This is a genomic window from uncultured Salinibacterium sp., assembly GCF_963974405.1.
Lineage (GTDB): Bacteria > Actinomycetota > Actinomycetes > Actinomycetales > Microbacteriaceae > Rhodoglobus.
This window is the reverse complement of the sequence record NZ_CAXBBH010000001.1, coordinates 652967-676697: the sequence shown is the minus strand read 5'-3', so window position 1 is coordinate 676697 and position 23731 is coordinate 652967. Positions and strand designations below refer to the sequence as shown.

General features: G+C 60.1%; 21 protein-coding genes. 14 read left to right on the top strand and 7 right to left on the bottom strand.

Translation table 11 applies throughout. The features are described from left to right. Window positions 1-10: 10 nt before the first annotated feature. Together AACZ26_RS03250 and AACZ26_RS03245 are read right to left on the bottom strand one after the other, a co-directional pair. Window positions 11-1684 carry an ATPase, T2SS/T4P/T4SS family gene (locus tag AACZ26_RS03250; protein ID WP_339619099.1) on the bottom strand — a complete coding sequence of 558 codons (1674 nt, stop codon included), beginning with the start codon at window positions 1682-1684 and terminating at the stop codon, window positions 11-13. Between the two features lie 92 nt (window positions 1685-1776). Next, window positions 1777-2223 (bottom strand): hypothetical protein, encoded by a 447-nt coding sequence (locus AACZ26_RS03245; RefSeq protein WP_339619097.1) that lies wholly within the window; start codon window positions 2221-2223, stop codon window positions 1777-1779. A 228-nt stretch (window positions 2224-2451) separates the two neighbouring features. On the opposite strand from AACZ26_RS03245, the gene AACZ26_RS03240 reads away from it, so the two are divergent. Genes AACZ26_RS03240 through AACZ26_RS03230 form a run of 3 tightly spaced genes read left to right on the top strand, consistent with a single transcriptional unit; the run spans window position 2452 to window position 5290 of the window. Then, window positions 2452-3069 (top strand): response regulator transcription factor, encoded by a 618-nt coding sequence (locus AACZ26_RS03240; RefSeq protein ID WP_339619095.1) that lies wholly within the window; start codon window positions 2452-2454, stop codon window positions 3067-3069. Next, the gene (locus tag AACZ26_RS03235) at window positions 3066-4295 is read left to right on the top strand and encodes an ATP-binding protein (RefSeq protein WP_339619093.1); all 1230 of its coding nucleotides are present in this window, start codon (window positions 3066-3068) and stop codon (window positions 4293-4295) included. The genes AACZ26_RS03240 and AACZ26_RS03235 overlap by 4 nt, the downstream gene beginning before the upstream one ends. Beyond that, window positions 4292-5290, top strand: coding sequence for a hypothetical protein (locus AACZ26_RS03230; RefSeq protein WP_339619091.1), 999 nt, complete (start codon window positions 4292-4294; stop codon window positions 5288-5290). Before AACZ26_RS03235 ends, AACZ26_RS03230 begins: the two co-directional genes overlap by 4 nt. Window positions 5291-5359: 69 nt before the next feature. Here the strand turns inward: AACZ26_RS03230 and AACZ26_RS03225 are convergent, their stop codons facing one another. The 3 genes from AACZ26_RS03225 to speB all read right to left on the bottom strand — a co-directional run bounded on the left by AACZ26_RS03225 (window position 5360) and on the right by speB (window position 14035). Continuing rightward, window positions 5360-9241, bottom strand: coding sequence for a DNA-directed RNA polymerase subunit beta' (locus AACZ26_RS03225; protein WP_339619089.1), 3882 nt, complete (start codon window positions 9239-9241; stop codon window positions 5360-5362). Window positions 9242-9285: 44 nt separating this feature from the next. Then, window positions 9286-12810, bottom strand: coding sequence for a DNA-directed RNA polymerase subunit beta (gene rpoB, locus AACZ26_RS03220; protein WP_339619087.1), 3525 nt, complete (start codon window positions 12808-12810; stop codon window positions 9286-9288). 211 nt (window positions 12811-13021) lie between these two features. Continuing rightward, the gene (speB, locus tag AACZ26_RS03215) at window positions 13022-14035 is read right to left on the bottom strand and encodes an agmatinase (protein ID WP_339619085.1); all 1014 of its coding nucleotides are present in this window, start codon (window positions 14033-14035) and stop codon (window positions 13022-13024) included. 79 nt (window positions 14036-14114) lie between these two features. Between speB and AACZ26_RS03210 the strand changes: the two genes are divergently transcribed. From AACZ26_RS03210 to AACZ26_RS03175, 8 genes are all read left to right on the top strand, one after another. Beyond that, window positions 14115-14981, top strand: a complete 867-nt coding sequence (locus AACZ26_RS03210) for a fused MFS/spermidine synthase (RefSeq protein ID WP_339619083.1) — start codon at window positions 14115-14117, stop codon at window positions 14979-14981. A 348-nt stretch (window positions 14982-15329) separates the two neighbouring features. Beyond that, on the top strand, window positions 15330-15881 hold the full coding sequence (locus AACZ26_RS03205) for an alternate-type signal peptide domain-containing protein (protein WP_339619081.1): 552 nt from the start codon (window positions 15330-15332) through the stop codon (window positions 15879-15881). A 94-nt stretch (window positions 15882-15975) separates the two neighbouring features. Then, the gene (locus AACZ26_RS03200) at window positions 15976-16578 is read left to right on the top strand and encodes a TasA family protein (protein WP_339619079.1); all 603 of its coding nucleotides are present in this window, start codon (window positions 15976-15978) and stop codon (window positions 16576-16578) included. After that, on the top strand, window positions 16575-17543 hold the full coding sequence (locus tag AACZ26_RS03195; protein ID WP_339619077.1) for a hypothetical protein: 969 nt from the start codon (window positions 16575-16577) through the stop codon (window positions 17541-17543). The genes AACZ26_RS03200 and AACZ26_RS03195 overlap by 4 nt, the downstream gene beginning before the upstream one ends. Further along, entirely contained in the window at window positions 17531-18379 is an 849-nt protein-coding gene (locus tag AACZ26_RS03190) for a hypothetical protein (protein WP_339619075.1), read from the top strand. Before AACZ26_RS03195 ends, AACZ26_RS03190 begins: the two co-directional genes overlap by 13 nt. A gap of 1 nt (window position 18380) precedes the next feature. Continuing rightward, entirely contained in the window at window positions 18381-19064 is a 684-nt protein-coding gene (locus AACZ26_RS03185; protein WP_339619073.1) for a signal peptidase I, read from the top strand. Window positions 19065-19088: 24 nt separating this feature from the next. Next, a complete protein-coding gene (locus AACZ26_RS03180; protein ID WP_339619071.1) occupies window positions 19089-19556 on the top strand; it encodes a SprT-like domain-containing protein in 468 nt (155 codons plus the stop codon). A 51-nt stretch (window positions 19557-19607) separates the two neighbouring features. Beyond that, entirely contained in the window at window positions 19608-20246 is a 639-nt protein-coding gene (locus AACZ26_RS03175) for a CGNR zinc finger domain-containing protein (protein WP_339619069.1), read from the top strand. Between the two features lie 93 nt (window positions 20247-20339). Here AACZ26_RS03175 and AACZ26_RS03170 read toward each other — a convergent pair whose 3' ends face one another. Together AACZ26_RS03170 and AACZ26_RS03165 are read right to left on the bottom strand one after the other, a co-directional pair. Further along, entirely contained in the window at window positions 20340-20642 is a 303-nt protein-coding gene (locus AACZ26_RS03170) for a DUF427 domain-containing protein (protein ID WP_339619067.1), read from the bottom strand. Window positions 20643-20729: 87 nt separating this feature from the next. Then, on the bottom strand, window positions 20730-21251 hold the full coding sequence (locus AACZ26_RS03165; RefSeq protein WP_339619065.1) for a 2-phosphosulfolactate phosphatase: 522 nt from the start codon (window positions 21249-21251) through the stop codon (window positions 20730-20732). Window positions 21252-21323: 72 nt separating this feature from the next. On the opposite strand from AACZ26_RS03165, the gene AACZ26_RS03160 reads away from it, so the two are divergent. The 3 genes from AACZ26_RS03160 to AACZ26_RS03150 all read left to right on the top strand — a co-directional run bounded on the left by AACZ26_RS03160 (window position 21324) and on the right by AACZ26_RS03150 (window position 23578). Next, the gene (locus tag AACZ26_RS03160) at window positions 21324-21824 is read left to right on the top strand and encodes a hypothetical protein (RefSeq protein ID WP_339619063.1); all 501 of its coding nucleotides are present in this window, start codon (window positions 21324-21326) and stop codon (window positions 21822-21824) included. A 64-nt stretch (window positions 21825-21888) separates the two neighbouring features. Then, window positions 21889-22875: a DNA topoisomerase IB gene (locus tag AACZ26_RS03155; RefSeq protein ID WP_339619061.1), complete on the top strand. Its 987-nt coding sequence runs from the start codon at window positions 21889-21891 to the stop codon at window positions 22873-22875. Between the two features lie 100 nt (window positions 22876-22975). Beyond that, window positions 22976-23578 (top strand): DUF1684 domain-containing protein, encoded by a 603-nt coding sequence (locus AACZ26_RS03150; RefSeq protein WP_339619059.1) that lies wholly within the window; start codon window positions 22976-22978, stop codon window positions 23576-23578. Window positions 23579-23731: the final 153 nt, after the last annotated feature.

The window sequence follows — 23731 nt, the reverse complement described above, 5'->3', positions numbered from 1 at the left end:
ATACTTCGTCTTATGCGACGACGCGCAAAATCTCTTCGACTGACGTCAAGCCGAGTTGTGCCTTGGCCCAGCCGTCCATACGCAGAGTGCGCATTCCTTGCTGCACGGCGACTCGGCTGATTTCAGCGCTCGATGAGCGAGCAACAGCGAGACGTTCGATTTCTTCAGACACTGCCATTACTTCGTGCAGTGCAATACGGCCGCGGTATCCCGTTTTGGAACACACGGTGCAGCCCACAGGTCCGTAGAGCGTCGGCATCGGTCCTGCAGGATCGAAACCGACCTTCAAGTTCACGAGGTCCTGCGGGTTGTGTGTCGCAGGCTGCTTGCAGCGATCGCACAAGCGTCGGGCAAGTCGCTGAGCCACAACGCAGTCGATTGCCGAACCGACCAAGAAGGGCTCAATGTCCATCTCGATAAGTCGCGTAATCGCGGCAGGAGCGTCGTTGGTGTGAAGCGTGCTCAACACAAGGTGACCTGTGAGAGCGGCTTCAATGGCGATCTGTGCGGTTTCTTGGTCTCGGATCTCACCAATCAGCACGACATCCGGGTCTGAACGCAAGATCGAGCGCAGAGCACTCGCGAACGTGAGACCGGCCTTCGGATTGACCTGAACCTGGTTGATGCCCGCCATACGGTACTCGACCGGGTCTTCGACCGTGATGACGTTAATCTCGGGTCGAGCGACCGCATTGAGCGTCGTGTACAGCGTCGTCGACTTACCGGAACCGGTTGGTCCCGTCACGAGGATCATGCCGTAGGGCTTGCTGTATGCGTCTTTGTAGATCTTGGCGTTGTGCTCAAGCAAGTAGAGCTGGCTGAGGTCGAGCGTTGTGTTCGAGTTGTCGAGAATACGCATAACGACTTTTTCGCCGTAGACAGTCGGCAAGGTGGCAACACGAAGGTCAATTTTCTTCTGACCGTGGATGACCGAGATGCGGCCATCCTGAGGCTTGCGACGCTCTGCGATATCCATCTCAGCCATGATCTTGAGACGCGAGATTACACCATTCTGAATCTGGCGAGGAGCCCGCTGCATCTCGTGAAGCACACCGTCAATGCGGTAACGAACACCGAGGTCATGTTCGCCCGGCTCGATGTGAATATCGGAAGCCTTGTCTTGGATGCCCTGGCTGATGAGCAGGTTCACGAAGCGAACGATAGGCGCGTCATCTTCGGTCGGTTCGTTGTTGTTCGTCGCGAGAGCGACATCCGTGGTTGTTGCTTCCTGCTCAAGCTCGCTGCTGAGGCTGGACAGCTCACCATCGGCGCGGTGGAATCGATCGAGCGCGGTCTGGAGGTCGCTGCGTTCGGCGACGACAACGCGAATCTGGCGTCCCGTTGCTGATCGGATGTCATCGAGCGCAAAAATGTTGCCGGGGTCGACCATGGCCAAGACGAGGTATCCCTCGCTGAAGGCGATCGGCAAAACTTCGTGTCGGCGGCAAATAGCGGCGGGTGCGAGCGCAACTGCTTGGTGGTCAACGGCGAAGTCGACGAGTTCAACAAAGGGGACCCCGGCCTGGGCGGCGCGCGCGGAAGCGAGTTGTGCCGGCGAAATGGTCCCGCTGTCGAGTAGGTTTCGAACGAGGGCTTCCTCGTCGGTGTGAGAAGTCCCTACAGAATCGATGCTCTCAATTGGCATCATTCCGCGAAGAATCAGTACTTCAGCAAGTGTGGTCACGCGTGCCTCCCCCCAAGGTCCTAGCGGAGTCCCACGCTAATCGACTCACATCTGCACCACTAGACCCACTTGTGAGGGGTAGTAGGGGCGTTTCAGGAAGCCCATTCGCCGCGAGTCGCAGCATTGAGCGCCAAATTGATGTTTCTTTCGACGTAGGCGGCAAGCCGCGGCAACGCACATTCCGAGATGACATCGGAAACATCTTGAGCATGACGGTGTGCGCACGCCTGCACGGCGGAGCGCGCAGCGGTAATGCAGTTGTGGCATGGCTTTCCAGAACGGCTGCCTTCACCGCGATAGTGCTGCTCTTCATGCAGGGCGACGGCAAGCTGAAATGTGACCAACTCAAGCGTCTCGACAAAGGAGTGGATGAGGTCATGGGGCCACTGCGAAAGGTGGTCGAACGCAGCGAAGTCGGAGTGACGGCACTCGACGCAGCCTGCTTCGGTGCCAAGAGCAGGCTCTCGCCATTCTGAAACCAGACGGTACCAACGCTGAAGAGAGCAGTCGACGAGGTCGTTCACGGCGTGACGATTCATTAGCCTGCTCCCCCACGAAAGATCTTCTAACGTACTGATGGTTGCACTGCGGCAACGAATGCGGCAGTCGTCAGTATCAATGACACCCGTTTGGGGGGCAGACAGAAAGTTCCGGTAGATTTGTCGTTAGTCGCTGCAATTTCTTGCGGGCGTACGCTTACCCTGATCCGAACGGGGACACGATTGACATTGCACAAGGAAGCTCCACGCACCTACCGCGTAGGCCATGTGGATGATCATGAGACCGTGCAACTCGGCTTCGCTTCGCTTCTGGGGCAGTCCCCGGATATCGCTCTTCATGCCTCCGCGGCCACTGTTCGGGATCTTGAACCGGTCGCTAAAGAACTTGATCTTGTCGTGCTCGACGTGCGCCTTTCGGATGGAAGCAAGGTTGGCGAGAATGTTGCCTGGCTTCGGGAGCGCGGGATCAACGTTCTCGTCTTTACCGCGGCAGACAATGCCTCTGAAGTTCGTGCGGCATCCCGTGCTGGCGTGTTGGGGATTGTGCGCAAGTCGGAGTCGCGCGATGTGATTGTGGAAGCTGTGCGTGAGGCGGCCAGGGGCAATCCCGTCGTGACGACTGACTGGGCTGCGGCCCTCGACTCCGATCCAGAACTTGCCGCGGCTGGCCTGAGCCCTAAAGAACAAGAAGTGCTCGCCCATTATGCTTCCGGCGACAAATCTGTAGCAGTGGCTCACCACGCAGGCCTCTCATCGAGCACCGTCGCCGAGTATGTGCGTCGCATTCGCCACAAGTACGCCATGGCAGGCAGGCCCGCGGCCACAAAAGTCGACCTCTACAAGCGTGCAGTCGAGGATGGAATCCTCCCTCCCCCGAGCTCATGAGCATCAGCAAGACCCCGAACCACGTGAGCCCGACGTTCCGCGAGGAACCGGGCGCCGAGCTTGGCGTCGTGCGCACCGTTACGCTCGTGCTGGCCGCCGCCGCGATCATGTTTCTGGGTCTCTCACTCGGTTCGCTCTTTGACCAAGCTGCCTACGTCATCCCCCTCTGGCAGGTAGTCGCAGGCACGGCCGTGTTCGGAACGCCCGTAATCATGGCCGCCGCGGCACCGTGGAGTTCGCTGCGCCAGCTTCGCATTCTGCACGGAGCATATGCGGTCACTTTTGCTACTGCCGTAGTGAGCTGGATACCGGCGTTCGTCAACGGACCGATGCCTGCCGATGCCGCTCCTTGGACCGTTGGCCTCACGGCACTGGGGACTGTGCCCGCTGCGGTGGCGTGGCGTTCATCAGCGGCGTGGATCTATTTGCTGGCCTCAGCGTTGCTGATTGCGCCCATTCGCATCATTGCCGATGGCGGCGCCGATCCTTCCCTCGCTTTCCAGTTCGCACTCTTCACGGTCCCTGTCTGCGCTGCGTTCACCGCCGTCGTGAGGGTCGCGATGTCCGCAGGTCGTGAAGTTGATGTTGCCACCTCCGCAGCCCGCGCCTCCTCGATGCGCGCGGCTGCGCTGACTGCCCGCGGCGAAGAACAAGCGCACCTTGACGCTCTCGTGCACGACGAAGTAATCGCCACGATCTTTGCTGCTGCCGGTGCGGGACGTAGCGACTCAGCCTCTACGCGGGCGCAAGCAGCGCGCACGATCGCCCGCCTCAGCGAACTCAACGATGCAGCCACGAATGTTCCCGAACTCATCCACGTCGACTACTTTGTTCAAGGTCTCGCGTCATCTATAACCGAGACCACCGATGCCGCGGAATTCGTCATTGATGGCAATCGTCACGCGCCACTTCCATCCTCTATCGCTAGCGCGCTCATCGAAGCAACTGTTGAGGCTTTGCGCAATAGTGTGGTCCATGCCGGAGGTGACGCTAGGGGTGATATCGCCGCTGTCGCACGCAGTGTTCGACTCAGTCTTAGCGAGGCGGGTGTCGAGATCACGATCAACGACGACGGCACCGGGTTCGACCCCGCCGCTGTCCCCGCGAACCGCCTCGGAATTATGGTGAGCATTCTCGGCCGTGTCAATGCCCTTGCCGGGGCCAGCGCAACAGTGTGGTCCGAGCCAAACCGCGGCACACAAGTGACGGTGGGGTGGGTGCAGTGACCTCAGGATCTGGCACGCGCACCCAGCTCGACCTGCCGCAAATGACGGGTCTTGGCGCCCACATTCTCATCTGGACCTACTTCGTAACGATCTCGGTGCTGGGGCTACTCTCGCTCGACGACGTGCATTCGCCGCTGCCCGTTTATATTTCGATTGCGTTGTTCGCTGCGGTGTGGACGCTCCTGACTCAGGACACCCAGCCGCGCGTTGGCCTCGGAGCCAGCATCTTCACCATCGCCGCTAGCGTGATCGCGACGGTGATCTCCTCAGACAACGCGATCGTGGGCGGATTCTCACAGTGGTATGTCGGCGCTGGCGCGTTGTCGATGTTCTACCTCAGTTTGCGTCGGCGTGAGCTATTGGCATGGGCGGGGTTCGCAGCCATTGGGGTGGTGGTGATCCTGTGGGGGCTCTCGACCGAGGATCGCCTTCTCGAAGCCGTTCTCTTGGTCGCGCGTCAAGCACCATTCGTGCTTGTCGGGTCGCTATTTTCTGTCGGCATGAGACGCACAAGGAAGCGGCTCGACGGCATCCACGATGTTGAGATTGCACGGGCGGCGGCGGAAGCGGCCGCTCTTGCCCGCACGGCGGAGCGCTCCCGGCGGCTTGCGGGCCTTGACGCTGCTGTCGGCACGCAATTGCAGCGCATTGCCGACGGGAGCGAACTCACGGATGATGACCGCGCTGAACTTGTGATCGCCGAGGCGCGACTGCGCGATAGCCTTCGCGCTCGCCAGCTCGACTTGCCTGAGATCGTCTCCGCGGTGCAGAGAGCACGGCGACGCGGCATCACGGTAGTTCTGCTCGATGACCGCTACCCGCTCGCTTTGCCAAATGGAGCGCTGTCGAGCATCACAGAGGCTGCTGTGCACACCCTGAACAATGCCTCCACCGGAGCGGTCACGATCCGGCTGCTGCCTGCTGGGCGCCCTGTTCTTGCCACCGTGGTCACGGATGACAAAGAGTATTCGCGCATAGAGATTCCCGCACCCTAACGACGAAGGGCCCCCGTCGCAGTGACGAGGGCCCTTCGTGGTATCACCCGGAGGTGATGCCGAGACTACTTAGTTGTAGGTTCCCGGCGTGGAATCATTCGAGCTGAAGCTGTCGAAGTCGACGAAGCTCAAGTCGCTCTCAGTGAGGCTTGCATCATCGGCGAAGATGCGGTTGGGGTAACGTTCGGCTTTCGCCTCGTCCGTTGCCTCGACCGATACATCGCGGTAGCGAGCCAATCCCGTACCAGCCGGGATGAGCTTACCGATGATGACGTTCTCCTTGAGTCCCATGAGCGGGTCAGACTTGCCTTCCATAGCCGCCTGCGTAAGAACGCGGGTGGTTTCCTGGAACGACGCAGCCGACAGCCACGACTCGGTCGCCAGCGAAGCCTTGGTGATACCCAAGATTTCTTGACGAGCGGATGCCGTTGCCTTGCCCTCGGTGAGAACACCGCGGTTGAGCTCGTTGTACTTCGAACGGTCGACCAGCTCACCCGGGAGGAGTCCGGTGTCACCGTGGTCAACAACAGTCACCTTGCGGAGCATCTGACGAACGATGACCTCAATGTGCTTGTCGTGAATCGGTACACCCTGTGAGCGGTAAACGCCCTGGACACCATCGACGAGGTGCTGCTGAACGGCACGGACACCGCGAACACGAAGAACTTCCTTCGGGTCAACGTTTCCAACGTGAAGCTGCTGACCGAGCTCGACGTGCTCGCCATCCTCAATGAGGAGGGTTGCACGACGCAGAACCGGGTAAGCGATGGGCTCGTCGCCATTGTCTGGCGTGAGGATCAGCTTGCGGCTGCGGTCGGTGTCTTCGATCGTGACGCGACCAGCGGCTTCTGCGATGGGGCTCGCACCCTTAGGGGTACGCGCTTCGAAGAGTTCCGTAACGCGGGGAAGACCCTGCGTAATGTCATCTGCCGAAGCAACACCACCGGTGTGGAAGGTACGCATGGTCAGCTGGGTACCGGGCTCACCGATCGACTGTGCGGCGATAATTCCGACAGCCTCACCGATGTCAACGAGAAGACCGGTTGCGAGCGAGCGGCCGTAGCAGACTGCACACACACCAACAGCGGACTCACACGTGAGCACCGAACGAACCTTGATGCTGTGAACACCAGCTGCAACGAGCTTCTCGAGCAGAACGTCTCCGACGTCTGCACCAGCAGAAGCGACGACATCGCCCTTCTCGTTGGTGGCATCCGCAGCGAGGCTGCGAGCGTAGACCGAGTTCTCAACGTTGTCGTCGAGGATCCACTTGCCATCAGCGTTCTGCGCTGCGATGGGCATGTCCAGTCCCTTGCGGGTGCCACAGTCGTTTTCACGAATGATGACATCCTGCGACACGTCAACGAGTCGACGCGTGAGGTATCCGGAGTCTGCGGTACGCAGTGCGGTGTCGGCCAGTCCCTTACGAGCACCGTGAGTCGAGATGAAGTACTCGGCTACCGTCAGGCCTTCCTTGTAGGAGTGGACGATCGGGCGAGGAATGATCTCACCCTTCGGGTTCGATACCAGACCACGCATACCGGCGATCTGACGAACCTGCATCCAGTTACCACGAGCACCAGACGACACCATGCGGTTGATGTTGTTGTCGGTACGGAAGTTGGACTGCATGGCAGTTGCTACTTCTGCGGTTGCCTTGTTCCAGATCTCGATGAGCTCCTGACGACGCTCAGCGTCAGTCGTGAGTCCCTTCTCGAACTGTCCCTGAACCTTGGCAGCCAACTTCTCGTAGCGGCCGATGATCTCAGGCTTGTTCGGCGGGGTCACGATGTCAGACAGCGCAACGGTTACACCGGAACGAGTTGCCCAGTGGAAACCAGCATCCTTGATCGCGTCAAGAGCTGCAGCAACATCCACCTTCACGTACCGCTCAGCGAGGTCGTTGACGATGGCCGAAATCTGGCCCTTGTCAGCGAGTGCCTCGATGTACGGGTAGTCCTTCGGAAGCGCCTCGTTGAAGAGTGCGCGACCGAGGGTCGTTTCCATGAGCTTGGACTGTCCCTGAACGAAGCCCTCGGGAGCGTCTTCCTCTGCGAGGTAGACGTTGTCGAGACGCAGTCGTACCTTCGCGTTGAGGTCGAGCGAGTGCTGGTCGAACGCGAAGATCGCTTCAGCGACCGACGAGAACGCACGGCCTTCGCCGACAGCCCCCTCCGTGAGCGTCGTCAGGTGGTGCAGACCGATGATCATGTCCTGTGTGGGCAGAGTCACCGGGCGACCGTCAGACGGCTTGAGGATGTTGTTGCTGGCGAGCATAAGCACGCGAGCTTCAGCCTGTGCTTCGACCGACAACGGAAGGTGAACAGCCATCTGGTCACCGTCGAAGTCAGCGTTGAATGCAGCACAAACGAGGGGGTGAAGCTGAATAGCCTTACCCTCAACGAGCTGAGGTTCGAATGCCTGGATGCCCAAACGGTGCAGGGTTGGTGCACGGTTCAGCAGAACGGGGCGCTCACGGATGATCTCTTCGAGAACGTCCCAGACCTGCGGACGTGCACGCTCAACCATGCGCTTGGCGCTCTTGATGTTCTGTGCGTGGCTCAAGTCGATCAAGCGCTTGATAACAAAGGGCTTGAACAGCTCGAGAGCCATCTGCTTCGGGAGACCACACTGGTGCAGCTTGAGCTGCGGTCCAACGATGATTACCGAACGACCGGAGTAATCAACGCGCTTTCCGAGCAGGTTCTGGCGGAAACGACCCTGCTTACCCTTGAGCATGTCGCTCAGGGACTTGAGGGCACGGTTGCCGGTACCGGTAACGGGGCGACCACGACGACCGTTGTCGAACAGTGCGTCAACGGCTTCCTGAAGCATGCGCTTCTCGTTGTTGACGATGATCTCGGGAGCACCGAGGTCAAGGAGACGACGCAGACGGTTGTTGCGGTTGATCACACGACGGTAGAGGTCGTTGAGGTCGGAGGTCGCGAAACGGCCACCGTCCAACTGAACCATCGGGCGAAGCTCCGGAGGAATAACCGGAACAACGTCGAGCACCATCGCGGCCGGCGAGTTGCCAGTCTGAAGGAACGAGTTGACAACACGCAGGCGCTTGATGGCACGGATCTTCTTCTGACCCTTGCCGTTAGCGATCTGGTCGTGCAGTTCAACACTCTCGAGCGCAAGGTCGAAGGCTTCAAGACGCTTCTTGATTGCCTCGGCACCCATGAATGCTTCGAAGTAGCTACCGAAACGGTCCTGCAGTTCCTGGAAGACGGAGTCTTCAGGCTTCAGGTCACCGATCTTGAGGGTGCGGAAGTCTTCCCACACGCGCTCAAGCTGAGCAATCTGCTCATCGATCGACTTGCGCAGCTGAGACATTTCCTTCTCAGCAGCATCCTTGACGCGACGCTTCTGGTCGGCCTTCGCACCCTCTTCTTCAAGAGCGGCGAGGTCTTCCTCGAACTTGGTCAAGCGGTCAGCGATGCGGGAATCGCGCTGGCCCTCAAGCGTCTTGATTTCGAGACGGATCTCGTTCTCAAGCGCGGGCAGGTCAGCATGACGGCCCTCTTCGTCGACCGAAATGATCATGTATGCAGCGAAGTAGATGACCTTTTCGAGGTCCTTCGGTGCCATGTCAAGCAGGTAACCGAGACGGCTCGGAACACCCTTGAAGTACCAGATGTGGGTAACAGGAGCAGCGAGCTCGATGTGGCCCATGCGCTCACGGCGCACAGCCGACTTGGTTACTTCAACACCACAGCGCTCACAAACGATGCCCTTAAAGCGGACACGCTTGTACTTGCCACAGGAGCACTCCCAGTCGCGCGAAGGTCCGAAGATCTGTTCGCCGAACAGACCGTCTTTCTCCGGCTTGAGTGTGCGGTAGTTAATGGTCTCTGGCTTCTTTACCTCACCGTGCGACCAGCGACGAATGTCGTCGGCGGTAGCGAGACCGATTTTGATTTCATCAAACGCGTGAACGTCGAGCAATTTATCTTCTCTCTTCGAAAGTTCTGCAGTCGTAATCGGTCGGGTTAGATCTCGTCAACAGACGAGGATTCGAACCGCGCGGAAATGTTGATGCCCAACTCTTCAGCGGCACGGAACGCTTCATCGTCCGAGTCGCGCAGGTTGACCGTTGAACCGTCAGCCGAAAGAACTTCGACGTTGAGGCACAGCGACTGCATTTCCTTGATGAGCACCTTGAAGCTCTCGGGGATACCGGGCTCCTGGATGTTCTCGCCCTTAACGATGGCTTCGTATACCTTGACGCGACCGAGGATGTCGTCCGACTTGATCGTCAGAAGTTCCTGCAGCGCGTATGCGGCACCGTACGCCTCGAGCGCCCACACTTCCATCTCACCGAAGCGCTGTCCACCGAACTGAGCCTTACCACCGAGTGGCTGCTGAGTAATCATGGAGTACGGTCCGGTCGAACGAGCGTGGATCTTGTCGTCGACGAGGTGGTGCAGCTTGAGGATATACATGTAACCGACCGAGACGGGAGCCGGGAAAAGCTCGCCCGAGCGACCATCGAACAAGCGGGTCTTACCCGTGTGGTCGATGAGACGATCTCCGTCACGAGTAGGAGTCGTGGAGTCGAGAAGACCCGCGATTTCCTCTTCGTAAGCACCGTCGAATACGGGGGTAGCAACCTTGGTTCCTGGCGCAGCGCTGAAGGCTTCCTCGGGCAAGTTCTTTGCCCAATCCGGCTTTCCTTCAACTTCCCAACCCTGCTTCGCAACCCAACCGAGGTGAGTTTCGAGCACCTGACCGAAGTTCATTCGACCGGGGATACCGAGGGGGTTCAGGATGATGTCAACCGGGGTTCCATCAGCCAAGAACGGCATGTCTTCGACAGGCAGAATCTTGGAGATAACACCCTTGTTGCCGTGACGACCAGCGAGCTTGTCACCTTCGGTGATCTTGCGCTTCTGGGCGATGTATACAACAACACGCTGGTTGACGCCCGAGCCGAGCTCGTCGTCGTTGTCTGCGGAGAATTCCTTGACAGCGATGATCGTGCCGGCTTCACCGTGGGGAACCTTCAGCGAGGTGTCGCGAACTTCGCGGCTCTTCTCGTTGAAGATGGCACGGAGCAAGCGCTCTTCAGCCGAAAGCTCAGTCTCACCCTTAGGCGTGACCTTGCCCACGAGGATGTCGCCGGGGCGAACCTCTGCACCGATACGGATGATTCCACGCTCGTCGAGGTCAGCCAAAAGTTCTGGGCTGACGTTCGGCAGGTCGCGCGTGATCTCCTCTTTACCGAGCTTCGTGTCGCGGGCATCCACTTCGTATTCTTCGATGTGGATCGACGACAGTACGTCATCCTTGACCAGGTTCTGGCTCAGGATGATCGCGTCCTCGAAGTTGTGACCCTCCCACGGCATGAATGCCACGAGGAGGTTCTTTCCGAGGGCGAGCTCGCCGTTCTCAGTGGCTGGACCATCAGCGATGACCTGGCCGACCTCGACGCGCTCTCCAGCGCTGACGATAACGCGGTGGTTGTAGCTCGTGCCCTGGTTAGAGCGGTCGAACTTGCGCAGGAAGTATTCCTGCGTTCCACCCTCATCGAGCTGAACAACAACAACGTCTGCAGAAACCTCAGAGACGACACCAGCCTTGAGCGTGGTGACAACGTCACCTGAGTCAATTGCGGCGAAGGCTTCCATACCGGTTCCGACGAGCGGGCTCTCGCTGCGCAGCAGCGGAACAGCTTGACGCTGCATGTTGGCACCCATGAGTGCGCGGTTTGCATCGTCGTGCTCGAGGAAGGGGATGATCGAGGTCGCTACCGACACCATCTGGCGCGGCGAAACATCCATGTAGGCAATGTCTTCAACGGGAACGAGGTCAACCTCGCCACCCTTCTTACGTGCAAGCACGCGAGGCTCAGCGAACTTCATGTCCTTCGTGAGCGGTGCGTTGGCCTGCGCGACGACGAAGTCATCTTCGTCACTCGCGGTCAGGTAATCGATGGTCGTCGAAACAACACCGTCGATGAGGCGACGGTACGGGGTCTCGATGAAACCGAATGCGTTAATACGTGCGAACGATGCGAGCGAACCGATCAGACCAATGTTGGGGCCTTCAGGGGTCTCAATCGGGCACATACGGCCGTAGTGAGAGGGGTGAACGTCTCGAACTTCAACACCAGCGCGCTCACGGCTCAAACCACCAGGGCCCAGCGCCGAAAGGCGACGCTTGTGGGTCAGTCCCGCAAGCGGGTTGTTCTGGTCCATGAACTGCGAGAGCTGGCTTGTTCCGAAGAACTCCTTGATCGCGGCGACGACGGGGCGCACGTTGATCAGAGTCTGCGGGGTGATCGCTTCGATGTCCTGCGTGGTCATGCGCTCGCGAACAACACGTTCCATACGGCTGAGGCCGGTGCGAACCTGGTTCTGGATGAGCTCACCAACAGCGCGGATACGACGGTTGCCGAAGTGGTCAATGTCATCAATGTCGAGACGGACGTCGACCTTCTTGCCATCGCGTACACCCTTGATGCTCGCTGCGCCGCTGTCGCTGACAGCAACGTTGGGAGCAGTGGTGTCGTGGAGCGACACCATGTACTTGATGGTGGCGATGATGTCTTCGACTGTAAGGACCGACTCTTTAATGTCGGTGTCGAGACCAAGCTTGCGGTTGATCTTGTAGCGACCAACCTTCGCGAGGTCGTAACGCTTGGAGTTGAAGTAGAAGTTGTCGAGAAGCGCGCGTGCGGCTTCTGCAGCAACCTGCTCGCCTGGACGCAGCTTGCGGTAGATGTCCTTGAGCGCTTCTTCCTTGGTGAGGATGTTGTCCTTCTCCAAGGTGGCTTCGATCGACGGGAAGCCCTTGAACTCCTCGAGGATCTCTTCGCTGGACAGACCGAGGGCCTTCAGGAATACCGTGACCGACTGCTTGCGCTTGCGGTCGATACGAACACCGACCTGATCGCGCTTGTCGATCTCGAACTCAAGCCAAGCACCACGGCTCGGGATGATGCGAGCCGAGTAGATGTCCTTGTCGGAGAGCTTCTCGGGCTGGCGGTCGAAGTACACACCGGGCGAACGAACGAGCTGAGAAACAACAACACGCTCGGTTCCGTTGATGATGAACGTACCGCGAGCCGTCATGAGCGGGAAGTCACCCATGAAAACGGTCTGAGTCTTGATTTCACCGGTGAGGTGATTCATGAACTCAGCGTTGACGTAGAGAGGCGCTGCGAAAGTCTTGCCGCGCTCCTTGCACTCATCAATGGAGTACTTGGGCTCTTCAAGCTCAGGATCGGTGAACGACAACTGCATCGTTTCGCCGAGGTCTTCGATCGGCGAGATCTCTTCAAAGATTTCGTCGAGACCACTGCGAGTCGGCAGATCAGTGCGACCGGCAGTCACACCGTCGGTTACACGCTGTTTCCAGCTCTCGTTGCCGACGAGCCAGTCAAAGCTCTCGGTCTGCAACGCGAGCAGATCGGGAACCGTGAGTGTGTCGGTAATTTTAGCGAAAGAAAGCCGCGAAGCTGCGCGGCCATTCTTTGGGGACTTATTGGTGGACGCATCGCGCGCAGCAGCCAAGGAACAACCTCCGTGAACCCCGTCGGGTTCGTCTGTCAAGATGATTGACGGTCGGTAATGAAATGCTCACCAGAATCACCCCGCCGCTATACTCGGGGCACCCAGCTGTCCGCAATATGACCGCTTAATTTGTCTGGGAGCGCAAGGATCCACTATAAGCCGGTTTGGCACGCCGTGTCCACCCGATTCTTGACCTAAATCGTGGTTTCGACTAGGGGTTTGCTGTGAGTCCTGCCGAACGCTTCTTCGCGGCCATCGCTCCGAAGGCTTCCCAGATGAGTCGATGAGCGTTATTCACCGTGACGTCGGCGTGGTCGTAGGCCGGCGCAACTTCCATGATGTCGAACCCCACAACATCCGTTTCAAGCACTATGTGGCGGATGATGCGCAGCAAGTCAATGGGAGCGAAGCCACCCGGTTCCGGGGTTCCCGTTGCCGGGGCGAAGCCAGGGTCGAGCACATCGATGTCAATCGAAATGTAGACCTTGGATGCCCGCGCCTTCGCCGCCGCGATGATGTCGGGCAGCACGGCCTTGACTCCGCGCTCCCAGAACTCCTGCATCATGAAGTGTTTCAGGCCGTTATCGCGCATCCACTTCTGATCTTCTTCGCCAGGCCAATACCCGCGAAGACCGACCTGGAGAAAGTTGGGGCCGGGAATAGCGCCCGACTCAATAAGGCGGCGCATCGGGGTTCCGTGGCTTGCGAGGTTGCCCTCAAGAATGTTTGCGGTGTCAGCGTGAGCATCGAAATGGATCATGACGACGTTGCCGACGCCATGATGTTCTGCCACCGCTGTGGCTGCTGGCCACGTAATCGAATGGTCGCCACCGATAACGAACGGCACAATCCCTCGGCTGGCAACCTGCCCTACGCGCTCGTAGATGGCCGCCTTCGAGAGCTCCCACATTCCGTGGCTCGTGATGGCATCGCCGTAGTCGACCACATCGAGGTGGTCGAAGATTTCCACGCCGAGATCGAGATGATAGGTACCCGGATCGTAGGCGCTGGCCCGCAACGCACGGGGACCAAAGCGGGCCCCCGGACGATTGGTGGTGCTGTCATCCCACGGCGCACCAACGACAGCAACATCCGGCTTCCACGAATCGAGTTGCTCGGGCTCACTCAGCATCGGTCGCATGCCAAACGTTGCCGGCCCCACATAGGACTGCGCATTGAGTTGCGCTTGCAAGTGGGGAGGAAGTTCGCGGTTTGTCTCAGCCATGATTCACCGTAGCGCCCGGGGCCGGCAGAACCCGCGAGCACGGCTGCATGTCGACACGGAGTGTGGCAAAGTCAATGCCATGGCCGAGCACCCCAGCACCACCCTGAAACTGAGCGGCCACTTTGCCGAAATCGCACCAGACCGTTGGCAGGATGGCGCATTCACCCTCACCGTGGATGGCACGCCACAATCCCACGTCAACATGGATGACCCGAGCCAGCTGTTCTTCGAATACGTGCAGCGCATGGGCCACGTCATCGACCAAATCTCTGACCCCGGCGCTCCGATTACCGCCGTTCACCTTGGCGGTGGCGCCCTCACCCTTCCTCGTTATGTTGAGGCCACGCGCCCGGGCTCACGCCAACAGGTCGTCGAGTTGGAATCGGATCTCGTTGATTTTGTTCGCAAGGAACTTCCGTGGTCGAAGCAGGCCTCCATCCGCGTTCGTCACGGGGATGCTCGCGAAGTGCTTGCCAAGTTTCCGCCGGGACTTCGTGGCGCTGTGGACTTGCTTGTCGTTGACGTCTTTAGCGGTGCACGCACTCCCGCCCACGTCACGAGTGTGGAGTTCTACACGGAAGCCATGACATTGCTCGCCCCAGAGGGTGTCGTCGTGGTCAATGTCGCCGATGGGCCAGGACTCGCCTTCGCTCGCAGTCAGGCCGCAACGCTCAAGCACACGGTCGGTCACGTGGCGGCGCTCGCCGAAACCCAGATTCTCAAGGGACGTCGTTTTGGCAACATCGTGCTTGTCGGTTCCCCGTCAGCACTCCCCCTGCACTGGATGCCTCGCCTCCTGGCCGGCGGTCCGCACCCTTCAAAAGTGGTCGCCGGGGTCGAACTCTTGGACTTCATCGGCAGCTCTCCGGTCGTCACAGACGCCACTGCGGTGAAATCTCCACCCCCATCCAAAAATATTTTTCAAGTGAAACCGGGTAGAGGATAGACAGATCTGTCCCCTTGTACCCCGATTTTTCCGACACTTTCGGGGTACAAAGCGTGTACCCCTTCGGCCCGATTCTGCCCTAAACCCCGGAAAACCGGGGTATCTTGTACCCCAAACTAAACCTTCTAGTCCCCCATGGTGCGGACACGGGGTGCCCCCCATTACTGGGGACTGTCCTCCATAGTGCGGACAAGTAGATTGCATTTAGAAGTTGAACGCGAAACCCGAATCTTCGCGTTGGAATGACCCGCGTTGCAGGAACCCGAAACCAGCACACAGCTTCTTGAATCCCGATAACCCCGAACCACAATCATCCCGGCCAGTTTTGCTGCGCCGCGAAAGGACATCATGAACAAGCTCGTCAAAGGCTCCATCGCAGGTGCAGCAGGAATTGCTCTTCTCCTCGGCGGCGCAGGAACCCTCGCAACCTGGAACTCAGCTGCAACCATCAGCGCCCCCGGAACCATCTCGGCAGGAACACTGAGCATCGCAGCAGCGACCGGCAGCACCGACGGATGGAAGCTCGGCAACGCAGCGACCGTAGCTTCGCCCGCTGGCTTCAAGATCGTTCCCGGCGACACCGTCACCTTCACGAAGACCTTCAACGTCACCGCAACCGGCGACAACCTGACTGCAACCGCTGCCCTCGGCACGCTTGCAATCACGCCTGCCACCTCGAGCGCCGCTGACACCGCTCTCGCCGCCGCACTCACCAAGTCGGCCGCTTTCACCGTCAACGGTGCAGCAACTACGAGCGTCAGCCCCGCAGCCGGAACGCAGCCCGTTGTCGTGACCGTCACGATCACCTACCCGAAGAGCGCAACCGCTGGAGCAGAGAACTCCTCCAAGCTCGGTGCAGTATCGCTCAGCGACTTCAGCATCACGCTCACACAGAACTAGTTTTACCCGGCTGGGTGTGCGGTCACCACGACGCACACCCGGCAATCCTTCTCACGCTTGATAGCAGTTTTCTCTCATCGAAAGGCGGTGCACCATGAACTCTTCAACAGTTCACGGGTCGAACCGCCCTACGTCCGTTAAGGGCCGCCACAAGATCGTCAAAGGCCGCCACAAGCGCATCGCAACATCGCCGGTGAAAGCTCTCAGCGGAGGCGCCCTCGGAATTGTCAAGGCGATGGCAATTCTTGCCGTGGCCGTGTCGGTCGGCCTCGTCGGCACCGGTGGCACTTACGCCTACTTGAACTCATCGGTCACCGCCAGCCCCGGCTCAGCCGTCAGCTCCGGAACCGCCGCCCTCACGGTCGGCGATCAGTCCCTGAACTGGACTGCCCTTGCGCCAGGAAAATCAGTCACCGGCACCTTCACGATCACCAACACCGGTGACGTGCCCCTCGTGCTCTCCCCCGCAATCGCTGCGACGGCCACGGGATCGTCTACGACGAACCCCTTCACCATTTCAGTCGCCAACGGCGCATGCCCTGCCTCGGGCGTTCCCTCCGGAACCTTGAACAGCACTCTTGCCGCCGGCGCGACCGCGAGCGCCTGCCTCGTCGTGACCCTTCCGGCGAATGCCCCCTCGACGGCACAGTCGACCAACGTTGCCATTACCGCCACCATCTCGGGAGTTCAGCCGTGATCCGCACAACAGAGCGCGAAACTCCCCAGGGATACCGCGGAATGAGTCGCTCCACGCGTCTTTCTGTCGTCGCCGGTGTTGCCGTGTTCCTCACTCTCGTCTCCGGTGTCAGCTTCGCCGCTTGGACTGCATCCTCCGCTAAGACCGCTACCGCGACTACGGGCGCAGTAGCCCTGTCGACTGCAACGGCCGGAGGCGCGGGAACAATCAGCGCACTTGGTCCGTTCACTTACACAGCAACCAACCAGACCGTCACCAAGCCCATCACCGTGCGGAACACCGGATCCGTAGAAGCCTCCGTTACGAGCATCACGATCTCCCGAACCGGAACGCTTGCTGGCGGGCTAATTGCTGTGAAGTTCTGGGCTGGCACGAGCTCGGCGTGCGCCGCTACGACTCCCGTTGTGTCGAGCACTCTTGCGGGCGGCACCGTCTCCCTCAGCAGCCTCAACATGACAGTCGCATCTACGGCCAGCGCGACTCTCTGCGCGTCGACGACATTCACCGACAGCATGTCGGCTCAAGCTGGCAAGACGATCACCGCCACCTACGCGGTGAATGCCAGCGCGGGCACCAATTGGAACACCAGCGACGCCGCCGCTATTGCCGATCGATCTTTCACACAGTCCATCCGAGCCTTGAACGCCCCCTCGAACATGAGATGCACGACTCAAGCCGGCTGGTGGGGCGCCTGGCCCGAAGCCATCGTCTCGTGGTCAGCATCGACAGCACCCGCGGGAACTACCATCACCTACGGCGTCTACTTCGACAACGGCACAGGCCCAACCCTGCTCCGAACAGTTTCAGGAACGTCAACAACCATCACCGCAGGCGACATCTCAAGCAGTGGCTCGATCACCGTGATTGCGATCGCCAGCAACTCAACACAATCAAGCCCATCAACCGCCGTCGGACTGTGGTATTCGAACCCGTGGTGGGGACCCGGTGTCTCATGCGCAAACTAATTCAGCGGGCATCCGGTCTGGTCGCGGCGGCAGCGCTAATGCTCGTTCTCGGCGCTGCACCCGCCAGCGCAGCAACGGGCGTCGGCGTGATTGAACTGAGCACAGACGGAGTAAGTTTTGCCCGCAATCTGCCCGGGGCACTCTTCGGTAGCATCGCTACTCTCAGCCCGGGAGACAGCGAAACCAAGACAATCTACGTGCGCAATACAGGAACCGCGGCGGGATATCTTCGCGTCACCCTGCGAGACGTATCGTTCTCCGACTCGCACTTCGCAAACGCCCTGACTGTTACGACAAGCACTCCGAGCATCTCGGGAGCCTCCCACGCAATTAGCGGAGCCTCCCCCTGTCTCGTGACCAACGAAGGACTACTCATTGCTCCGGGACAGACCGTGCCCGTGACATCGACGTTGACGCTCGGCGACCTCTTCGGCTCGCAAGGTCAAGGAGCCACGGCATCCATGTCGCTTCGCTTTGCGCTGTCGGACGCGACACCCGGAAGCCTGCCCGCAACACACTGCGGCAACTCTGGCTCGACAGTGCCACTGTTGCCCGGCACTAGCAGCCCGACGACGACAACACCGCCAGAGAGAGACACCACCGCGCTGGCAATTCCCGCGCCGCGCCCCAACCCTGCAGTCACTGACACCAGCGCCAACGCCAACGCAGCGAACGAACTCACTCCGACCTTCCCCGCCGCTTTTGCGCTCGACCCCAACACGTGGCGTCTCTACCAGGAGTACCTTGTACTCATCTTGTTCGTCGCCGTGTTAATCGGCGCCGGAATCTCTTGGCTCGTCGGCCGCCGCAAACGAAGGGATCGAGAAGATGTCTGATGTGACCACTCGCGCAGCTGCTCGTTCCGTTGCCCATGCTGACGAAGAAAAACCCCACGGTGTTCTCCACTACCTCGGGATGGGCATCAGCGGTGGCCTCTTCGCGCTCGTAGTTCTCATCGGCGCACTCGTTATCGTCATCCCCAACCTCGCTGGCGCTATGCCGCTCACGGTACTAACGAGCTCGATGGAACCACGATTGCCCCCGGGAACCCTTATTGTCGTCAAGCCCATAGAGACTGAGCAGATCGTTGTAGGCGATGTCATCACCTATCAAATCAAGTCAGGCGAACCCGGCGTCATTACGCACCGCGTGGCCGGGATCACCAACTCAAGCGACGGTAGCCGCACCTTCACCTTGAAAGGCGACAACAATGATGTCGCCGACGAATTGCAGGTGCTGCCGGTGCAAGTGCAGGGCAAGCTCTGGTACAGCGTTCCGTGGATTGGGTACCTCAGCAACTTCGTGAACGGCAGTGCCAAATCATGGCTCGTTCCCGTTATCGCCGTTGCCCTGTTCGTCTACGCCGGATTCATGATTGCCAGCGGGATCATTTCAAGTGCACACAAGCGTAAGCGTCGTCGGGCCCGAGCACAGCGAGAAGCAGACCGTGCGGCATCCATCGAAGCAGCAATGGACGCGGATGAAGTCGAACTTGCCGACAACACCATGCGGTTGGGCTAGAGATTCATCGATTAGCCTCAACAGGTGGCTGAACTTTCCCGAGTGCGCGTGTGGGCGGAAGCGCTTATCCGACTGCACTTGAATGAGGGTTGGCAGTTCACTTTCGACAACGCCAAGACTCGCGCGGGGCTCTGCAACTACACCCACAAACGCATCTCAGTGTCGAAGTATCTCGCTGCGCGCTACAAGGATGACGAAATCCACCAAGTGCTCCTGCACGAGATTGCGCATGCCATGGCTGGGCCCGGTGCCGGGCACGGAGCACAGTGGAAAGCGGTTGCGAAAGAGCTGGGCTATGAGGGCAAGCGCCTGCACGGCGGCGCGATCGCCGACGAGTTTGCCCCGTGGGTGGGCACGTGCCCTGCCGGTCACCAGCATTTTCGCTACCGCAAGCCGAGCCGACCGCTCGCGTGTGGGCTGTGCTCCCGCACGTTCAGCTCCGCGAACCGCATCGAGTGGGTGCACCGGGTTGTGTCGCGCCCTCGCGGGTAGCCGCGAGCGCAGCCGGTCACGCCGGGCGCCGTAACCGGCGATAATGGTTAGGTGCATCATCCCGAAACTGATTCCCCAACCGGCACGCCCGCACTAGACAACACAGGGGCGGTGACCGGCCAGTGGTTTACCTCTCGCACCTCGCAACAGTGGTGGTTTGATTCTGGCGCCCGCGCTCTCGACTTTGCCTACACCGGAGCGATGGGCAATAACCCCGTCTGGGAGCGACTGAACACCCCCGCCGATCTCGCAACGTGGCTTGAAGGCCGCTTTGAGGCCTGCGATGGCACCGTCACCGATCGCGATCTCACCGATGCGAAAGGTTTGCGTGAGGCTATCGCCACAATCGCAACTGCACTGAGTGCGAACGGGCAGCCCGCGCCCCAGCAGATCGACATCATTAACCTTTTTGCCGCGACCCCGGATGTTCCACCACGGCTGGCTGGAGGCGGGCTGCAGGCCGGTCGCACTCGCGTTCGCACCGGTCAGGCGCTCGCGACGATGGCGCGCGAAGCCGTGTTTCTTTTCGGAGCGGAACAACACGAACGCATCCGCGAATGCGCGGCCGAGGATTGCGCCCTCGTCTTCTACGACGAATCACGCTCCAACAACCGCCGGTGGTGTTCGATGCAACGGTGTGGCAACCGCGCAAAAGTGCGCAGCCACCGTGCCCGAAATGCAGCACGCTAACTGCGCACAAAGAGAGGCGCCACCGAGCGACAGCTCGCGTTCGCACGCACGCACACGCGCACGCGTCGCTAGCGGGGCACTATCAGTTGTCGATTAGTCGACGAACTGAACCTCTTTCCAGAAAGTGACGTAGTTGGAGAAGTCTTTGCCCACGCGCTCTGCCGCACCGGGGAGCAAATCGGGGTAGGCGAAAGCGCGGTCCTGATACTGCTGGCCGTTGGCGCTGACCGTGAAGTACTGGCAGTCGCCCTTCCATGGGCAGTGGTACGGAGTGGGGCTCTTCTCCAGCAGTTCGTGGTTCACGCTCGCCGGCGGAAAGTACCAGTTGCCCTCGATCTTGATGAGATTTTCTTGGGGTGCTTCTGCGATGACGGTGTCGCCGATTACTGCCTTCATACTGTCCTCCATTGAGTCGGTCATTGCTGAGCCAATGACGAGTTTCTCGGTCAGTGACTGCTCAGTTCAACGCTCGACGAGCAAGCGTCATTCCCGAACGATGGCAAAGCCGGCTGAACCGTTGCTGACAATGGCGGCATCAAGTGCGCCACGCCCCTCATCCAGAATCAGTTGCTGACCCGCCGTGCTCGCCGACAACAAATGGTTGTGAGCAGATTTGAGGCCGAAAAACGCAGCGACAGCGGATGCCGCTTCCGGAGAAATGTAGTCAATACCGGCGTCGGCGAGAGCATCCACGATCGCACCCGCCGCGAGGAGGTCGTCGACGGTGAACCCGCCGTCCACGTTTCCGGCAGCGATGACGGCGACGGTGAAACGGTCACCCTTGAGTTCTTGTTGCGCGATGACCCACTCGGCGACGGCCGTGGCTGCCCCGGTTCCGGCGCTGAGAATGGAGAACGTTCCGGGCAGCTCGGGGGCGGGCGTTGAACCGTCGGCAAGAGCATCCGCCCACACGACCACATCTGCGCCAACGCTCAGTTCGTTCGCGTGGGCGCGACCGAAGCCAAAGCGGACCTGGTACTGGGGTTGAGTGCGGGGATCGTTCACTTCTTGAGGCTAAACCGTAGATCGCGTGAGATGAGGCTGGATTACTGAATGTGACAAGAGCACACTGGGTTCATGCGCGTGCTACTGAAACTTGAACTCGATTGTGCTCCCGACGATGCGTGGCGCGCCATCCGGAGTCCCCAAGTGTTTCAAGAGGTTTCAGCTCCACTGTCTACCTTCAGATCGTTAGAGGTGGGAGGTTTTCCTGAGCTGTGGCAGCCGGGCGAGCATCCGGTGCACATGTCGGCTGGGGGGATTTTTCCCGTTGGCCAGCAAGTGATTGATGTGTCGTTTCCGGATGCCCCCACCGGAGTTCGAGTGATGCGTGACAGCGGTCGCGGGCTGAGCGGCCCCCTCGCTCTCGTCACTCACTGGGAACACTCCATGGCGATTAGCGCCGCGCCGGGAGGCAAAACCCTCTACCGCGATCAACTCATCTTCAGCGCCGGTGCCCTCACTCCCATGCTGTGGCCGCTCTATTGGGCGTTCTGGCAGTGGCGCGGGGCTGCTCTTCGACGATTGGCCCCTTCATGGAGGTGGGGCACAACTAGGAGAACTAGTCTTTCGCTCTAGGTTGGCCGACGTCGGCTCAGCCCTCGGCTAGTGAGCCGAATCGCGGGCGCGAAAGGAACACGCTGTGCCTCGACTGCGGCGGAGTAATACGACAGGGCGCGGCTATTCGCGTGTGCGATCGGGGCGGGGGTTCAGTTTTCGCGACCCTGATGGCGCCACCGTCATCGATGCCTCTCTCGCGTCTCGTTTCAGGTCGCTGGCCATCCCACCAGCGTGGACCGAAGTGTGGATTAGTCCCTACGACAACGGCCATGTCTTAGCCACTGGACTCGACGAGGCTGGCCGTCGCCAGTACATTTATCACCCCGCTTGGCGTGAGCGTCAAGATCGCGTGAAGTTCGATCGGGCCCTCGAACTCGCTGCCGCTTTGCCTGGCGCACGCGGGGTCGTCACGCGCACACTGCGCTCAAGCGAAGACCCCCGCCAACGCACTCTTGCTGCCGCCTTTCGGATGCTCGACACCGGCTCATTGCGGGTCGGCAGCGAGCGCTACGCCGAAGAACACGGCAGCCACGGTCTCTCCACTTTGCTGTGCGATCACGTCACGGTCGTGGGCGACCGCGTGCACTTGTGTTTTCCTGCCAAGAGCGGCCAGCAGTGGGAGAGCGAAATTGTGGATGCCGACCTCGCCGAATTCATTCGACGACGCCTCCGCAGCGCTCCCGATGCATCGGTGCTGTCGTGGCGCGAGGGCCGCGAACGTGTCTCACTGACGGCCGCCGACATCAACGACTATGTGCGCGAACGCACCGGCGGCGAGTTCACCGCCAAAGACTTTCGCACCCTGCGCGGCACAATCGCGGCAGCGTCGAGTCTCGCGCTGAACCTTGCGGAGGATGGCGCGCCCTCGAGTCAGCGGGCGCGCTCCCGGGCAATCCGTGAAGCGATGGAGGCCGCCGCAGAGGTACTCGGCAACACTCCAGCAATCGCGAAGAAGAGCTACGTTGACCCGCGCATCGTCGACCTCTTCTCGGCGGGGGAAACCATCGCCCCGCACCGCCTCGCCTCTGCCGAGAGCGAAGTGCGCAGGCTGCTCGCCCGCGACAAGTAAGAGTCGGCAGGGCGGAATTGGCCCCTGCCGCAGGTGCAGCCCACACCGGGAACTCGTCAGCGCCACGCTCGCTGTCGGCCGCCCGGGATAGCCTGAAGCCATGACCGCCCTTGAGGTCGCCGACTGGCGCCGCCGCAACTTTGCTCTCTATGCCGCCATCCGTGAAAATCCGGATGCTGCGAGCGCCCACGCCGACTGGCGTGCGGGTCGAGATGAGATGTTTGCTACGCATCCAGCTTCGCCGCTGTTGCCCGAGGACCTGCGCGACTTTAAGGGGCTGCCGTTTGAGGCGTACGATCCCGATTGGCGTTTCGAGGCATCCATTGTTCGTGGGGATGGTAGCCGCATGAATGTGGAGACGGGAACGGATGGCGTGGTGCCTTTCGACCTGCTGGGCACGGTCGAGATTGATCAGGTGGGGTCTCTCGATGTGTGGCGGTTGGCGTCGTATGGTGGCGGAATTTTTGTGCCCGTGAAAGATGCCCTCTCTCGTGTGAAGGGTGGCACCTATGGTGGCGGCCGCTACCTTCTCGACACCGTCAAGGGTGCCGATCTGGGGCCGGGCAGCACGCCAGAATCGCTCGTGCTCGACTTCAACTTTGCCTATAACCCGTCGTGCGCCTACGACCCCGCGTGGGCGTGCCCGCTGGCTCAGGCCGGCAACACTTTGGCTGTGCAAGTGCCGGTAGGCGAGCGCTACTAGGGGCATAACTGCTACGCTGGGGTTACTTGCGAAACAATTGTGTTTCCCTGCGTCGTAGAACGCTTCCCTCTTCTCGCCCACGGCAATCAGAAACGTGTGGCTCGTAGATAACTTTCTCCGGCGAACTGGAGTCATCCGCGCCGAACGAAAGTT

Bases quoted from the DNA above. Each gene is read 5' to 3' on its own strand.
- AACZ26_RS03245 (WP_339619097.1), bottom strand. From the start codon at position 2,223: ATGAATCGTCACGCCGTGAACGACCTCGTCGACTGCTCTCTTCAGCGT.
- AACZ26_RS03235 (WP_339619093.1), top strand. From the start codon at position 3,066: ATGAGCATCAGCAAGACCCCGAACCACGTGAGCCCGACGTTCCGCGAG.
- speB (WP_339619085.1), bottom strand. From the start codon at position 14,035: ATGGCTGAGACAAACCGCGAACTTCCTCCCCACTTGCAAGCGCAACTC.
- AACZ26_RS03210 (WP_339619083.1), top strand. From the start codon at position 14,115: ATGGCCGAGCACCCCAGCACCACCCTGAAACTGAGCGGCCACTTTGCC.
- AACZ26_RS03205 (WP_339619081.1), top strand. From the start codon at position 15,330: ATGAACAAGCTCGTCAAAGGCTCCATCGCAGGTGCAGCAGGAATTGCT.
- AACZ26_RS03200 (WP_339619079.1), top strand. From the start codon at position 15,976: ATGAACTCTTCAACAGTTCACGGGTCGAACCGCCCTACGTCCGTTAAG.
- AACZ26_RS03190 (WP_339619075.1), top strand. From the start codon at position 17,531: ATGCGCAAACTAATTCAGCGGGCATCCGGTCTGGTCGCGGCGGCAGCG.
- AACZ26_RS03170 (WP_339619067.1), bottom strand. From the start codon at position 20,642: ATGAAGGCAGTAATCGGCGACACCGTCATCGCAGAAGCACCCCAAGAA.
- AACZ26_RS03160 (WP_339619063.1), top strand. From the start codon at position 21,324: ATGCGCGTGCTACTGAAACTTGAACTCGATTGTGCTCCCGACGATGCG.
- AACZ26_RS03150 (WP_339619059.1), top strand. From the start codon at position 22,976: ATGACCGCCCTTGAGGTCGCCGACTGGCGCCGCCGCAACTTTGCTCTC.